The organism is Nocardia sp. XZ_19_369 (assembly GCF_015355715.1).
Classification (GTDB): domain Bacteria; phylum Actinomycetota; class Actinomycetes; order Mycobacteriales; family Mycobacteriaceae; genus Nocardia.
The window spans coordinates 465,128-479,564 of sequence record NZ_JACVED010000007.1; the positions used below are offsets into that span (position 1 = coordinate 465,128).

The window sequence follows — 14,437 nt, forward strand, 5'->3', positions numbered from 1 at the left end:
AGGGTATGCTAACCGACATGGGCAAGGTCAAGGCTAAGCAGGTTTCACGCTTGAAACCGAAGAAAAAGTGCTGTCGAAAAAAGACGCGCTGCCTGAAATGCCCTGTGGTCATTATGCGTATGAAGAAGTGCGAAGCCGCAGGCATCTGCGGCAAAGACCTCAAGAAAGCGCTCAAGCAGGCGCGCGCCGCCTGACCTTTTCGCGCCGCCGCAGCGGCCCGCGCGACCCGCTGCGCTCGATTGATCCGGCAATGACGGACATCACTCCCGGCACAGGAGTAGAACCGGGTTATGAGTGCTCCGTTGCTGACCGAAACCGAACTCGCCGAGGCCCTGACCGAACTCCCGGGCTGGACCAGGGACGGCGATGTCCTGACCCGCACCGTCCAGGCGCCGACCTTCCTCGCCGGCATCGAGCTGGTCCGCGAGGTCGCCGAAGCGGCCGAGGCGGCCAACCACCATCCCGATATCGATATTCGCTGGCGCAAGGTCGCGTTCGCGTTGTCCACGCATGATTCCGGCGGCCTCACCGCGCTGGACGTCGAGCTGGCCCGCAAGATCGACCAGTTCGCCGCGAAGCTCGGCTGATACCCCTAGGCGGCGCGCGTGCGGCCCACGGCGAGCACGCGCGCCGTCTCCGGCGGGTCCGATTGCGGGCGACGGCCGACCTTGATCACCCAGACGAAGAACACCAGCGCCCCGAGCACGTTCACCGTGCCGAGCCAGGCGAGCACGGCCGGTCGCGGGATGGTCCAGATCGAGTCCTGGGCGAACGAGAGCACCCACGGCACCCCGATCAACGTGGTCACCAGCCAGTAGCCCGCCATGATCTTGGCGCCGGGCGCCTGCCGCAGCGGACCGTAGAGCAGCCACAACACCGTCGGCAGCAGCCAGACCCAGTGGTGCGACCAGGAGATCGGCGAGACGAGCAGCCCGAACATCTGCACCACGATCAGCGTGCCCATCCGGTCGTCGAACGCGAGCGCCCGCCAGGCCAGCAGGGCCAGCACCGCGACGACCACGACCCCCGCCAGCCACCACGGGCCGGATTCCACGTCGTACCCCAGGATCCGGCTCAGCGCGCCGCGCAGCGACTGGTTCCACACCGAGCCGACGGGACCGATCCGGTCGGCCTTACCGATCAGCTTGCCGAAGTAATGGTCTGCCATATGCGGGGCGATCAGGAAGCTGATCCCGACCGTCGCGCCGAACACCGCCGCCGACCACACCACGGTGAGCCAGCGCCGCTGCGCGACGAAGTACAGCCCGCTGATCGCCGGCGTCAGCTTGATCCCGGCGATGACGCCGATCAGCCCGCCGGACAGCCACCACCGGGAACTGCGCACCGCGACCATCGCGCCGAGCACCAGGAAGACGTTGACCTGGCCGTAGTCGATCGTGGTCCGCACCGGCTCCATCCACAGGCCCAGCGCGGTCCAGCCGACGGCAGCCGCCTGCCAGCCCGGCTCGCGCACCCGCTCCGCGCCGAGGATCAATTCCAGCGCGATCCGCACGACGGCGTAGAGCGCGGCGACGGTGGCCAGCAACCAGCCGACGGCGACGACCGTGAAGGGCAAATAGTGCAGCGGGAAGAACACCAGCGCCGCGAACGGTGGATAGGTGAACGGCAGCGGGAAGTCCGGGGTCTTCTCCGCGTAGGTGAAGTCGTAGAGCCGGTCGGTCAGCAGCGACGCCGAGCCGTCCACGTACACGTGGAGGTCGACGACGTTGATCCCGTTCTTGTTCAAGAACATCCAGAGCAGCCTGGCCAGCACGGACAGACCGAGTGCCGAGACAGCCCATCGGAGTTGACGGTTCAAATCGCAGGCTTTCGACTCGGGTGCGGTACGTCGGCCCGGCACCCGGCGATGCGAGTGTTCGGCGACAAGGATGGACGGCTGCGACTAGATTAACCGCAGCGTCGATCCCGGTCGTCGCACCCTGGCATCAGTGGCTCCATGGGAATCACTGATAACATTTGCATCACCTTTAACACCAGTAACACCTGGGGCACGCTAACGTCTGATAACACTGATCGTCCGCACCATCAGTAGGGCGCTGCAGCTGTACACATAGCCGCGATGTCCCTAGAGTGACCCCCGAAACGATGGCTTTTCAGCATCGGCCCCAGATGTACCCGAGGTAAGGACGGCTAGACCAGTGCTTCGCACCCGAGGATCGCGGATTGCATTGTCCGCGCTCGCCATCGCGGCGAGCGCCACGCTTGCCGCGCCGACGACAGCAGTCGCGGCGCCCGCGCCCGCGCCTGCGGCGTCCCCGAACACCGTGCCGATGGTTCCGGAAGGCGTCCCGATCGACGCCCTCGCCGCCCTGGCCCCCGCCATCATCGGTTCGATCGCCGGCCCCGCCGATATCGCGGCTGGTCCGCAGTCCGCCATCCTCGATCAAGCCCGCAGGCTGCTCGCGACGCTGGGCCTGCCGCCGCAGATCAAGTCCACCCTGGAACGGATCATCACCTTCCTGGACGGCAGCGGTGGCGGTGGCCCCGAACTGCCGCAGGACGGTCCGGTCATCGCCCAGTTCCTGTACCCGACCATCGGCAAGGGCTGCATCGGCCCGACCGCCGACTCGATCGGTACCGCGCTCGCGGTGTCCGGCCCGGCCCAGCTGCCGCCGCCCGGACCGAAGGCCGGTCAGGCCGGGTTCGTGTTCACCGCGCTCGGCACCAAGGCGCCGACCGCGGAACAGAACCCGCCGATGACGGTGCAGTGGATGAACCTGGACACCCGGCAGACCGGTTTCCAGCCGCTGACCGACGAGGCCAAGATCAACCCCGGTGGCCCGGCCACGCTGTCCGCGATCGCCGACACCGGTTCCGGCCGGGTCGTCGCGGTGGTGTCCGGCTCGCTGACCACCAAGGCCGACGACGCCGACCCGCGCACCTGCTCTTTCCTGCCGACGCTCGGATTCTTCACCGTCGCATGATTTTCCGATGAAGGCGGCGACCCATTGTGGTCGCCGCCTTTGTCGTCTGTACGACATCCCGCTGCCGAATCGCCGCGATGACGCGTGCGCGGGTGGCGATTGTGGTAGACCGCTAACTATGGCGACGATCGAACATTCGATACGGCCCGGCCACTCCATCCGGAGCAGGCGCTCGCATCGATCGATACTGTCCATCCGATCCGAGGGCTCCATCCTGTCCATCGGCTCGGCCTACTCGATCCTTTCGATCGGCAGCGTCGGCTCGGTGCTGTCGATCGGCTCCATCGGCTCGTTCGGGTCGGCTATCTCCTCGTTCTCGTTCACCAGCCTGGGTTCGGCGTTCTCCGGTTTGTCCCGGTGGTCGCTGTTCTCCTGGCTCGGCGATCACGAGGCACCGGACACGCGCCCGACGTTGCGGGTGGTGCCCGACGAGGAACCCGATCTGCGCGAAGCACCGCTGAGCCACTGCCAGACTTAGGTCCGGCGGGCTACCACTGGCCGAAGTCGGCGGCGAGAATGTTGTTCAGATCGATGCCGATGCCGTCCAGTGAGCGCTTGTCGATCTCGAACTGGTGCAGGTGCGCTGCGGGGTGCAAGACGCCCTTGGAGCCCCAATTGTGTTGCCAGTACCAGGAACCCAGGCCCGCGACGTGGGCCAGTTCGATGGTGGGGGCGTTGGCGTACATGCCGGTGTTCTCCTTGCCGAGCACCGACTCCCAGCCGAGCAGATAGGGCGCGATCATGGTGGCGAAGTCGACCGCGGTCGGATTGTCGTCGATGGAGGCGTAGATCGGCACGTTGTCGGGACCGCCTGCGGCACGGTGCAAGTCGAGCCCGCGCTGGGCGTGCTTCTTGCCCGCCTCCAGTCCGCCGCGCCAGTCGGCGGTGGGCCCCTTGCCGAATTGGTAGCAGGACACGATGTACAGGCCGGCGTCGTGCAGCTGGTCCACCTCGTCGGCGCGCAGCGGCTTGCCCGCCATCCACTCCGCACCGGGACGCCGGTCGGAGACGTACCGGATCACGCCGAGATGCCCGGCGTCCCTGATCGACTCCGCTGACGGCACGCCGCCCGAGTAGTCGATGAGGGTGCCGTAGGCATCGGCGGCGGTGGCGGGTGTCGCCGCGGCGGTCATGCCGAGCGCGGCCGCAGCCGCGGCGTACCCGAATAGCTCACGCCGGGACACCGAAATGGAACGCATCGCAGGACTCCTTCGCGCAACCCCGACTATGGCTGGCAGCGTGCCCGGCGCACCTTCCCCAAACATTGCGTACGCGCCGGGAGCCTCGAACGTGTACTTATTTCACCATATTCACTTGGGAACCGCCAGACCCACGGGACACACCCATTCACATTGGTCACATGGGTCGACCTGCTTCGGGCACGGGTTACGGAATCCGGCACGCTGGATTTCGCGAAGACTTAGCTTCGCAAGAATCGGTTACTCCTGGCACGAGACGCGAACTATCACCGGCGAGCGGTACCGGTGGCTAGGTCCGGCTGGACGCCTCTGCCGAGTCTGCGGAGTCGGTCTCTGAATCGGCGGACGCGCCAGAAGTACTCCGGGGAGCCGACGACCCGATACGAGCGGCGACGTCTATGGTCCGGCCCGAGCTGTCCGCGAGTTCTTTCCGCACTACGCCGGCGACCTGGGCGATCACCTGCTTCTTGATCCCCGCGAGGGCGCCGAGCGTCGCCGCGCGGACACCGTGTGCCTTGAACTCCAGCCGGATATCGTCCGGATCCGGCGGCGGCACGTCGATGACGATGAGCAGCGGGTCGGCGGCGCGCGCGGTCAACACCAGCGGCACCTCGACATCGGCGCGATAGCGATTGGCCTTCAGCACGTCCACGGTGATGTCGAGGCTGACCGGCAGCGTCAGGTCGAAAGCGCGTGGTGTGTCCGCCTTGTCGGCCAGCTGTGGCACCCGGACATTGCCGCGCACGGTGACCGTCGCCGATTTACCCGGCCCCGTCTTGAGCGGGCCGACCTCGATCGGCCGTCCCGCCATCCGCTCCACCACGTCGAACACCCGATCCCGGGTGACGATGTGCGAGAAGAACCGATGCCCGAATTCGTCGTAGCCGATCCAGTCGAACTCGGCCTGTTCGCGGTGCGTCGAAGGGGTGCCGCTCACGATGGCCTCGACGTCGAAGACTCGGCTGCGCCGTGCCTGCGGGTCGGCGAGCATGCCGTTCACCCGGGCGGCGACCTCGCGTTGCACCAGTCCCGCGATCGGGTCGAGCAGCACTTCTCCGGCCGCGTCGACCGCCTGGGCGCGCAGCACGAAGCTGACATCCGGCGGGGTGACCGGCGGGATGTCGATGACGATCAGCAGCGGGTCGGCGGTGCGCGCGTGCAGGGTCAGGTCGATCTCGACGCGTGCTTCCAGCCGCAATTTCTTGCCGCCGAGCATCACCTTCAGCGCCAACGACACCGGAACGGTGACCTGGAAGGTGACATGCGGACCGCTGTGCACCACCTCCGGCTTACCGACCTTGCCCTCGGCGACGAAGCCCGCCAGGCCGGCCGGACCCAGCGAGAACGGGCCGATCGTCATGCCGCGGCCGGTCATCCCGGCCACCGCGGCCTCGATCCGGTCCTTCGTCACCGCGGCGGTGACGAAGTGCGCGCCGAAGTCGGCATAGTCGATCCAGGCGGGATCGCTGCTCGTTTCGTCGGTCGGCTGCATCAGATGTTCCGGAACCCTCACCTCTCGATGGACACTCGACACGCTACGCGACCGACATTGCCCGGAACTTGCACGAGTCTGAACCCGAGATCCCCGTCCTGCCGATGAGGGGGAGGCAGGGCGGGGATCGGCGACGGCGCTGCCGGGCGCCGCCACTTCTATCGTAGGGCTAGCACCGCGGCTCGCCCGACTCGCGCACCCCGCACCGACCGCCGTTGGCCGACAACGGTTCTCACAATCGCCCGAATCCGACAATTCCCCCCGCATCGGCCAACCGGAACGTGTGAATGCTGATCTCACCGAACTCGTTGCCGCCGATGGTTGTCACGGTGCCCGCGTCGGACTTCAGCACGATGTTGGTGTGCTGACCGAACGGACTGGTGCTGTCGTAGAGCAGCACGTCACCGGTGCGCGGTTGGTAGCCGATGGGCGCGAACCTTCCGGCGCTCGCGTAGTACTCCTGCAGGGTGTACACCCCGGGGATCCGCCACGAGCCCGAATTCGGGTTCGCCAGCGGTGCACCCGCTTCGCGCATCACCCAGCTCACGAAGTCCGCGCACCACGGTTCGGTCACCCCTTCGGCGTACTTGGTGCCCGCGCCCGGGTCACGAAACTCCCGCTCCGTCACCGCGATGACCTGAGTTTGTGTCTGGTCCAGCGTCGATCGGTCGATCACCGGGAACTCGGTGCCGCGCTGCCCGACGATCGCGGCCGGGTTCGAATGGTCCTGCCACCAGCGCACTCCCAATGCCCCCGCCACCACGAGCGCGATGACCACCAGCGCCACCGCGAGCCACGGACCGGTGTGCCGGTCCGGGCGGCCGTGCCTGGCGCCTGCGCTGCGGGAACGTACCCGATGCGAGGTGCTGACCTGTCGCTCCGCCATCTGTCCCCCGGTTCATCGTGCTCGTGACCGTCGTTGGTCCTTGCTGAGTTGGACGAACGAGGGGGGCGCACGGTTCCCGCTCGAATAATCATTTCTCTGAACGCAGGTACCAGGGTAGAGTGTCTACCATCCTGGTCCTGGAAGGTAGAATCCAATGGGCTTGAACATAAAGAATGAGAAGGTGCACGCCTTGGTGCGTGAGGCAGCGGAGCGGACGGGGATGTCCCAAACCAGCGTTGTCGAGGAGGCACTGAAACGCATGTTGAAAGAACTGGATGCCGAGCGCGAAGCGGCACGACAGACCCGCAAGGCACGACTCTGGGAGATCGTGGCGGATATCGACGCCAGGATGACACCGGAGACCCGCACCTTGCTGACCACCGATGATCTCTACGACGATCAGGGGCTGCCCGCATGATCGTCGACGCATCGGCTCTGCTCGCCATCATCAACCGGGAACCCGAACGAGGCAGCTTCATCGATGCACTCGATTCGGCGGAGAGCCGGTCGATGTCGGTGGTCAACCACTTCGAAGTGGCGATCAAAGTAGATCGCAGTACGGACCCGATCATCGCGCGCCGGTTCGCGGAGTTGATCAACGACGGCGACATCGATCTCGCTCCCGTCTCGCTGGAGCAGGCCGCTATCGCACGTGCCGCGTATCGCGATTTCGGCAAGGGCAGCGGACACAAAGCACAACTCAACCTCGGCGACTGCTTCGCCTACGCACTCGCCACCGTCACCAAGAAGCCGCTGCTGTACAAGGGCAACGACTTCGGCCATACCGATATCCGATCCGCGGTCTGACCACGGAGCTAGATTCCGGGCGGCGCGCCGCCGTCCGGAATACCGTCCGGGCGAACCGAATCCGCGCTACCCTCCCAGGACACCGGGCGACGGGGAGGTACGACCCTGGACACGCTGTGGACCTTCGTAGTACACCGGCGGCATCAGCTGCTCATCGACTCCTATCTGCATGTGTCGGCGGTGGTGCAGTCGGTGCTGCTCGCGACGATCGTCGCGGTGCTGATCGGCATCCTGGTGCACCGCAGCCCGCTCGGCTCCTCGATCGCGACTGCCGTGGCAAGCGCCATCCTCACCGTGCCGTCGTTCGCACTGCTCGGCCTGCTGATCCCGATACTCGGCCTCGGTGTCGCCCCGACGATCACCGCGCTGGTGCTCTATGCCCTCCTGCCGATCCTGCGCAACACCATCATCGGCCTGTCCTCGGTGGATCCCGCGGTCACCGACGCGGCCCGCGGCGTCGGCATGAACCGGCTGCGAATACTGACTGCCATCGAACTCCCCCTCGCTTGGCCCGCCGTCTTGGCGGGCATGCGGGTCAGCACCCAGTTGATCATGGGCATTCTGGCCATCGCCGCGTACGCCAAGGGCCCGGGACTCGGCAACCTGATCTTCTCCGGCCTCGCCCGCCTCGGTAGCCCGAACGCGGTGCCACAGGCCCTGGTCGGCACGGTGCTGATCGTTGTCCTCGCGCTCGTACTGGACGGGATCTACGTCCTGATCGGGCGTCTCACCACCTCGAGGGGAATCCGTGACTGACACCGAAACCCGTTCCGGCGCCATCGAATCGGCGGTGTCCGGCGAGGAGATCGTCCTCGACAGCGTCACCAAACACTATCCCGGCCAGCGCGATCCGGCCGTCGACCAGGTGTCGATGACCATCCCGGCGGGCGAAATCGTCGTGCTCGTCGGGCCTTCCGGCTGCGGCAAGACCACCACCATGCGGATGATCAACCGGCTGATCGAGCCCACCTCCGGCACCATCACCATCGGCGGGCGCGATGCCGCGTCGATGAACCCCGACCAGTTGCGCCGCGGCATCGGCTACTCGATCCAGCAGGCCGGCTTGTTCCCGCACATGACGGTCGCCAAGAATGTCGCGACGGTGCCCGGCCTGATCGGCTGGGACCGCAAGAAGATCGCCGCCCGCACCGACGAGATGCTGGATCTGGTGGGCCTGGACCCCGACACCTATCGCGACCGTTACCCCCGGCAGCTGTCGGGCGGCCAGCAGCAACGCGTCGGCGTCGCCCGCGCGCTCGCCGCCGACCCGCCGGTGCTGCTGATGGACGAGCCGTTCGGCGCGGTCGATCCGATCACCCGCGGCCTGCTGCAAGACGAATTGCTGCGGCTGCAAGGCGAATTGGGCAAGACCATCGTCTTCGTCACCCACGATTTCACCGAGGCGGTCAAGCTCGGTGACCGAATCGCGGTGCTGGGCAACCAGTCCCGGATCCTGCAGTACGACACTCCGGCGGCGATTCTCGCCGACCCCGCGGACGAGACGGTCGCCGGCTTCGTCGGCGCGGACGCGTCACTCAAACAGCTCACCCTCACCCGGGTGAGCGACGTCGAACTGGGGCAATGCCCGACCGCCACGGAGGACGAGCCGGTCGAGGCGTTGCGGACCGCGCTGGCCGGGCAGGACTGGCCGTGGGCGCTGGTGCTCGACAAGCACCGCCGACCGCTGCGGTGGGTATCATCCGAGCACCTGGCGCACGCGAACTCGTTGCGCGACACCGGATCCCCGATCGGCGAGCCGCTGTCGCTGCGGTCGACCCTGCAGGACGCGCTGGAGGCCTTGCTCGCCGATCAGACGGCGAACGCGGTGGTCACCGGCAAGCGCGGCGAGTACGTCGGGCTGATCACCATCGACACGCTGGTCGCGCACCTGTCGGCGATGCGCGCCGAGCACGGCTCCGGCCGCCCCGCACCGGGGGCGGCGCCGTGACGGCGGCCACGGGCACACCACCCGCGACGTCCGCGCCCGCCGCCCAGCGCCGGGCCGAACGCATCCGGCTGCTCATCCAACCGGTGGTCGTGCTGCTGCTCACCGCGGGCGTGCTGGTGTGGGCCTTCGCCCGGGACCTGACCACCACCCAGCAGGCCAGTCTCAATGCCCGCAACATCATGACCGTCACCTGGCAGCACGTGGTGATCTCGGCGACCGTCGTCTTGATCGTCGTCGTGGTCGCCGTACCGCTCGGCACCCTGCTCACCCGGCCCGGTTACCGCCGTCTGGCACCGGTTTTCGTCGGTATCGCCAATATCGGCGCGGCCGCACCGGCCGTCGGGCTCATCGTGCTGTGCTATCTCGCCACCCGCACCACCGGCTTCTGGATCGGTGTCGCGCCGATCGCGTTCTATTCGTTGCTTCCGGTGCTGCGCAACACCATCCTCGGCTATCAGCAGGTCGATCAGACCCTCACCGACGCCGGGCGCGGACAGGGCATGTCGGCGGTAACGGTGTTGCGCCGCATCGAGTTCCCGCTCGCGGTGCCCTACATCCTGGCCGGCCTGCGCACCTCGCTGGTGCTGGCGGTCGGCACCGCGACCCTGTCCTTCCTGGTCAGCGCCGGTGGTCTCGGCATCCTCATCGACACCGGCTACAAGCTGCGCGACAACGTCACGCTGGTGGTCGGCGCTGTCCTCGCGGTCGCGCTCGCCCTGCTGGTCGATTGGCTCGGCGCGCTCGCCGAGCAGTTCCTCGGACCGAGGGGGCTGAAGTGAACCGGTGGTGGCGTGGCCTGGCGGTGACGGCCGGGCTGCTGCTGGTCGCGGGCTGCGGACTGGAATCCGGTGGCGCAGTGCCCCTTCGGGTCGGGCCGGGCAGCATCGGTCCGGTGCCCGAACTCGAAGGCGCCCGAATCATCGTGGGGTCCAAGGACTTCACCGAGCAGAACATCCTCGGCTACCTCATCGAATTCGCCATGTCGGCGGCGGGTGCCGAGGTGCGCGACCTGACGAACATCCAGGGCTCCAACAGTCTTCGCGATGCCCAGCTGCACGGTCAGATCGATGTCGCCTACGACTACACCGGCACCGGCTGGATCAATTACCTCGGCAAGGAGACGCCGATCCCGGACGAGGTCGGCCAGTTCGAGGCGGTACGCGAGGCCGACCTCGCCGCGCACGGCATGGTGTGGACCGCGATGGCGCCGATGAACAACACCTATGCGCTGGTGACCAGCTCGCGTACCGCCGAGGAGACCGGCGTCCGGACACTGTCGGACTACGCCGCGTTGATCGCGAAAGACCCTGCGGCCGCGGCCACCTGTGTCGGCACCGAATTCAATGTGCGCCAAGACGGGTTCCCCGGCCTGGCTCGTAAATACAACATCGACGCGGGCAAGGTTCGTAAGCAGATCGTGCAGGACGCCGTGGTGTATCAGGCCACCGCCGATGCCAAACAGTGCCGGTTCGGCTCGGTCGCCGCGACCGACGGCCGCATCCCCGCGCTGAATCTCGTGCTGTTGCAAGATGATCAAGGTTTCTTCCCGAAATACAATGCGGCACTGGTGATGCGGAAGTCCTTCGCCGATGCGCACCCCCAGGTCGCCACTGTTCTGGAGCCGATCTCCGAGCGCCTCACCAACGAGGAGATCACCGAGCTGAATCGTCAGGTCGATGTGGAAGGCCGGGAGCCGGCCGAGGTGGCCCGCGACTGGATGGTCGCGCAGGGGTTCGTCACCGCTCGGTGACATCGGCACGTCCTACCAACGGCCGCACACCCTTTGATTTCCCGCACCTGAAATCGCATGCGATTCGATGTGCGGGAGATCAAAGGGTGTGCGTTTCTAGCGTTGACGGGTGCCTCAGGCCTGCGGGTCACGACCGAGGTAGCGCAGCAGTTCCTCGACCGCGGTGTCCTCGGACTTACCGTCGACGATCGCGGCGTAGGCGCCCCACTGACGCAGCGGCTCAACGATTTCCGCCTCCTCGCCACTGCCGGGTGCGGGGTGCCCGGTGCGCGCGGCGGTGAGCAGGTAGCCGGCCAGTTCGTCGGTCAGCGGCGACGGCTGGCCGGTGGCGATCGCGATGTCCCAGGCGTGCACCGCGGCGTCCAGTGCGCCCATCACGGCGGCGACCGGCGTGGCGAGGGCGCCGTGCGGCAGCGGTGTCGGCACGGATTCGGTGCCGTCGGTGACGGTGGCCCAGGCGGCGGCGGTCTGCGCGATCGCGTCGGCGACCAGCGCGGCCGGTGCGCCGTCGATGTGGCCGGACGGCTCGAAGGGGTTCTCGGACGGGCCACCGCCGATGCCGAGGGCCGCGGCGTAGGCGAGCTGATCGCCCGCGGCGTGCTGCACCACCTGCGTCACATTCCACTCCGAGCACGGGGTCGGCAGCTGCCACTGGTCGTCGCGGACGCCGGCGACCACGGTTGCCAGGGCGCGGTAGGACTCGGCGATCACGTCGCGCCAGACGGGGGTCAGGGTGGCGATGGCGGTGCTGGTGGCGTTCATGTCGGAGCCTTTCGAGTGGGTGTTCCTTGCTTCTGACATGAGCTTATGAGTCCATTAGGCTGATATCGTTCCTAAATTTCCGGAGGCTTGATGTGACGCCGACCACAGTGCGCGTGCTGCGTTTGCTGGCGCTTTTACAAGACCGCGCCCACACCGGCCGGGAACTGGCCGAGCGGCTGGACATCACCGATCGCACGCTGCGCAACGACATCCAGCGCCTGCGCGAACTCGGCTATCCCGTGCAGGCGCAACGTGGTGCGATCGGCGGTTACCGGCTCGGTCGCGGGTCCACCATGCCGCCGCTCCTGCTGGACGACGACGAGGCGGTGGCCGTCGCGGTCGCCGTCGGACTGGCCGAGGACGGCGCCACCGGGATCGCGGATATCAGCGACAACGTCACCCGCGCCCTCGCCAAACTGGACCAGATCCTGCCGAAACGCTTGCAGCGCAAGGTGACCGCGCTGCGCGAGGCCACCGCTATCGGCCCGGCCACCACCGGCTCCAGGGAACCGGATGCCCCGGTCCCGGCTGCGGTCCTGACCACGCTGGCCGGTGCTATCCGTGACGGGGCAACGGTTTCGATCGAGCAGATCGACCCGGTGCACCAGGAGGAAGTCGAACCTTATCGACTCATCAATTGGCAGCGCCGCTGGTACCTGGTCGCCTACCATCTCGAAACCCATTCCTGGACTGCGGTTCCCGTCGCCAGGATCCAGCAGGCGCGCCCGGGCAGCCGCCGCTTCGCCGCCCGCACGCTGCCCGACGACGACCTGGTCGCCTTCGTCATGCGGCACATCGCGAGCACGGCATGGAAGGTGCACGCGCGGGTCACCGTCCTGGCCCCTGCCGAAACAGTCATTGCCCGAATCAATCCCGCCGTCGGTGTCGTGGAAGCCGTCGACGCCGACACCTGCGTGCTGGTGACCGGTGCCGACGCACTGGAAACCATCGCCATCTACCTCAGCATGCTGATGATGGACTTCCGCGTCGAAGGTCCGCCCGAGTTGGTCGCGCACATCCGCACGTTGGCGCGCCGCTACACCGAGGCCGTAAGTCTGGACGACTGATCACGGGCCCCTGAAACAGACGAGCCGACCCGAGCGAACTCGGGCCGACCCCAATTCTGTTCGGGTCAGGCGTGGCCCACCGTCGCCGCCGCATCCGGCGCCTTGCGCATCGGGATCAGCGTGGTCAGCACGATCGCGACCACGGCAGCCGCGGTGGCGATGAGGAAGGTGGTGTGGAATCCGTCGCGGGACGGGAACACGTGCACGCCGAGCTGCATGGTCATGTGCGCGAGCACGACGCTCATCACCGCCGACGAGGTGGACGTACCCACGGAGCGCATGAGCGAGTTGAGTCCGTTGGCCGCCGCGGTCTCGGTGATCGGCACCGCACCCATGATCAGCGCAGGCATCGCGGCGTAGGCGAGGCCGACGCCCGCGGCGACGATCATCGACGCCAGCATGATCTCCCAGACGCTGTTCATCAGCACCACGGCGCACAGGTAGCCCGCCGCGATCACCGCGGAGCCGAGCGCCAGCGTGATCTTCGGACCACGGGCGGCGGACAGCTTCGCCGACACCGGCGAGAGCAGGATCATCACGAAACCGGTTGGCGCCAGCGCCAATCCGGCGTTGACCATGCTCAGACCGAAGCCGTAGCCGGTCTGCTCAGGGGCCATCAGCAGCTGCGGGAAGGTCAGCGACATGCCGTACAGCGCGAAGCCGACCGCGATCGAGGCCACGTTGGTGAACAGCACCCGCGGCCGCGCCGAGACCCGCAGGTCGACCAGCGGCGCACCCTGGCGCAGCTCGTACCAGCCCCAGCCGAGGAACACCACCAGCGACACCGCGAACAGGATCAGCGTCGTCGGGCTGCCCCAGCCCCAGTCCGCACCCTTGGTGATCGGAATCAGCAACGCCAGCAGTGCGATCGAAAGGCCCAGTGCGCCACCGAAATCGAACCGGGACGGGGTACGCACCGGCGACTCCGGCACGAACACGAAAACCAGCACGGCACAGACCAGGCCGAGGCCCGCCGCGGTCCAGAAGAGCATGTGCCAGTCCGCGTTCTGCGCGATCACCGCGGCCAGCGGCAGGCCGAGGGCACCGCCGACGCCGAGCGTCGCGCTCATGATCGCCATCGCCGAACCCACCTTCTCGGCGGGCAGTTCGTCGCGCATGATGCTGATGCCCAGCGGGATCGCGCCGACCGCGGCACCCTGCAGCGAGCGCCCGACGATCTCGGGAACCAGTGCGGAGAAGGTCGCGCAGACCACCGAACCGGCGACCAGCGAGAGCAGGTTGGCGAACAGCACCCGTCGCTTGCCGAACATGTCGCCGAGGCGACCGCTGATCGGCGTCGCCACCGCACCGGCGAGCAGGGTCGCGGTGACCACCCAGGAGGCGTTGGACGCCGAAGTGTTCAGCAGGTCGGGCAACGTCGGAATGATCGGGATGACCAGCGTCTGCATCAGCGAGACGACGACACCGACCATACCGAGGGTCGCGATGAGGACGGCAGGCGCCGGACGCCGTCGGTCATCGGTATCGGAGGCGGTCGAAGACGCGTCGGCAGCAACAGTCACGAATGTGCACGCTACACACGATGTGTATCGTGCACAATTTGATATCGTCGTGACGAAC

Annotated in this window: 17 protein-coding genes; 11 read left to right on the top strand and 6 right to left on the bottom strand. The window is 67.2% G+C overall.

The features are described from left to right. Positions 1–17: 17 nt before the first annotated feature. A complete protein-coding gene (locus IBX18_RS27345) occupies positions 18–194 on the top strand; it encodes a hypothetical protein (RefSeq protein WP_167768842.1) in 177 nt (58 codons plus the stop codon). Positions 195–290: 96 nt separating this feature from the next. Further along, positions 291–587, top strand: coding sequence for a 4a-hydroxytetrahydrobiopterin dehydratase (locus IBX18_RS27350; RefSeq protein ID WP_194836349.1), 297 nt, complete (start codon positions 291–293; stop codon positions 585–587). A gap of 5 nt (positions 588–592) precedes the next feature. On the opposite strand, the gene IBX18_RS27355 is transcribed toward IBX18_RS27350, so the two are convergent. Next, a complete protein-coding gene (locus IBX18_RS27355) occupies positions 593–1,819 on the bottom strand; it encodes a mannosyltransferase (protein ID WP_228541802.1) in 1,227 nt (408 codons plus the stop codon). Positions 1,820–2,159: 340 nt separating this feature from the next. On the opposite strand from IBX18_RS27355, the gene IBX18_RS27360 reads away from it, so the two are divergent. Both IBX18_RS27360 and IBX18_RS27365 read left to right on the top strand, forming a co-directional pair. Continuing rightward, positions 2,160–2,945: a hypothetical protein gene (locus tag IBX18_RS27360; protein ID WP_107659136.1), complete on the top strand. Its 786-nt coding sequence runs from the start codon at positions 2,160–2,162 to the stop codon at positions 2,943–2,945. Positions 2,946–3,063: 118 nt separating this feature from the next. Next, positions 3,064–3,423: a hypothetical protein gene (locus IBX18_RS27365; protein ID WP_194836351.1), complete on the top strand. Its 360-nt coding sequence runs from the start codon at positions 3,064–3,066 to the stop codon at positions 3,421–3,423. A gap of 10 nt (positions 3,424–3,433) precedes the next feature. On the opposite strand, the gene IBX18_RS27370 is transcribed toward IBX18_RS27365, so the two are convergent. From IBX18_RS27370 to IBX18_RS27380, 3 genes are all read right to left on the bottom strand, one after another. Then, positions 3,434–4,144, bottom strand: a complete 711-nt coding sequence (locus IBX18_RS27370; protein ID WP_194836352.1) for a DUF1906 domain-containing protein — start codon at positions 4,142–4,144, stop codon at positions 3,434–3,436. A gap of 289 nt (positions 4,145–4,433) precedes the next feature. After that, complete coding sequence (locus IBX18_RS27375; RefSeq protein ID WP_306796443.1) at positions 4,434–5,657, bottom strand: hypothetical protein; 1,224 nt, start codon at positions 5,655–5,657, stop codon at positions 4,434–4,436. A 211-nt stretch (positions 5,658–5,868) separates the two neighbouring features. Continuing rightward, on the bottom strand, positions 5,869–6,522 hold the full coding sequence (locus IBX18_RS27380) for a CHAP domain-containing protein (RefSeq protein WP_194836353.1): 654 nt from the start codon (positions 6,520–6,522) through the stop codon (positions 5,869–5,871). Between the two features lie 160 nt (positions 6,523–6,682). On the opposite strand from IBX18_RS27380, the gene IBX18_RS27385 reads away from it, so the two are divergent. The 6 genes from IBX18_RS27385 (at position 6,683) to IBX18_RS27410 (ending at position 11,027) form a co-directional block, all read left to right on the top strand. Continuing rightward, entirely contained in the window at positions 6,683–6,940 is a 258-nt protein-coding gene (locus tag IBX18_RS27385) for a type II toxin-antitoxin system VapB family antitoxin (protein WP_167768843.1), read from the top strand. Beyond that, positions 6,937–7,329, top strand: a complete 393-nt coding sequence (locus tag IBX18_RS27390; protein WP_194836354.1) for a type II toxin-antitoxin system VapC family toxin — start codon at positions 6,937–6,939, stop codon at positions 7,327–7,329. Before IBX18_RS27385 ends, IBX18_RS27390 begins: the two co-directional genes overlap by 4 nt. Before the next feature lie 105 nt (positions 7,330–7,434). Continuing rightward, the gene (locus IBX18_RS27395) at positions 7,435–8,085 is read left to right on the top strand and encodes an ABC transporter permease (RefSeq protein ID WP_147137337.1); all 651 of its coding nucleotides are present in this window, start codon (positions 7,435–7,437) and stop codon (positions 8,083–8,085) included. Further along, entirely contained in the window at positions 8,078–9,277 is a 1,200-nt protein-coding gene (locus tag IBX18_RS27400; RefSeq protein ID WP_194836355.1) for an ABC transporter ATP-binding protein, read from the top strand. The genes IBX18_RS27395 and IBX18_RS27400 overlap by 8 nt, the downstream gene beginning before the upstream one ends. Beyond that, entirely contained in the window at positions 9,274–10,056 is a 783-nt protein-coding gene (locus IBX18_RS27405; RefSeq protein WP_194836356.1) for an ABC transporter permease, read from the top strand. Before IBX18_RS27400 ends, IBX18_RS27405 begins: the two co-directional genes overlap by 4 nt. After that, positions 10,053–11,027, top strand: a complete 975-nt coding sequence (locus IBX18_RS27410; RefSeq protein WP_194836357.1) for a glycine betaine ABC transporter substrate-binding protein — start codon at positions 10,053–10,055, stop codon at positions 11,025–11,027. Before IBX18_RS27405 ends, IBX18_RS27410 begins: the two co-directional genes overlap by 4 nt. Positions 11,028–11,141: 114 nt before the next feature. Here IBX18_RS27410 and IBX18_RS27415 read toward each other — a convergent pair whose 3' ends face one another. Further along, positions 11,142–11,789: a TIGR03086 family metal-binding protein gene (locus tag IBX18_RS27415; RefSeq protein WP_194836358.1), complete on the bottom strand. Its 648-nt coding sequence runs from the start codon at positions 11,787–11,789 to the stop codon at positions 11,142–11,144. A gap of 92 nt (positions 11,790–11,881) precedes the next feature. On the opposite strand from IBX18_RS27415, the gene IBX18_RS27420 reads away from it, so the two are divergent. Beyond that, entirely contained in the window at positions 11,882–12,856 is a 975-nt protein-coding gene (locus IBX18_RS27420; RefSeq protein ID WP_194836359.1) for a YafY family protein, read from the top strand. 65 nt (positions 12,857–12,921) lie between these two features. Here IBX18_RS27420 and IBX18_RS27425 read toward each other — a convergent pair whose 3' ends face one another. Then, entirely contained in the window at positions 12,922–14,379 is a 1,458-nt protein-coding gene (locus tag IBX18_RS27425) for an MFS transporter (RefSeq protein WP_194836360.1), read from the bottom strand. Positions 14,380–14,437 lie beyond the last annotated feature (58 nt).

Coding starts and splice junctions, on each gene's coding strand:
- IBX18_RS27415 (WP_194836358.1), bottom strand. CDS start 11,789: ATGAACGCCACCAGCACCGCCATCGCCACCCTGACCCCCGTCTGGCGC.
- IBX18_RS27380 (WP_194836353.1), bottom strand. CDS start 6,522: ATGGCGGAGCGACAGGTCAGCACCTCGCATCGGGTACGTTCCCGCAGC.
- IBX18_RS27350 (WP_194836349.1), top strand. CDS start 291: ATGAGTGCTCCGTTGCTGACCGAAACCGAACTCGCCGAGGCCCTGACC.
- IBX18_RS27370 (WP_194836352.1), bottom strand. CDS start 4,144: ATGCGTTCCATTTCGGTGTCCCGGCGTGAGCTATTCGGGTACGCCGCG.
- IBX18_RS27365 (WP_194836351.1), top strand. CDS start 3,064: ATGGCGACGATCGAACATTCGATACGGCCCGGCCACTCCATCCGGAGC.
- IBX18_RS27390 (WP_194836354.1), top strand. CDS start 6,937: ATGATCGTCGACGCATCGGCTCTGCTCGCCATCATCAACCGGGAACCC.
- IBX18_RS27345 (WP_167768842.1), top strand. CDS start 18: ATGGGCAAGGTCAAGGCTAAGCAGGTTTCACGCTTGAAACCGAAGAAA.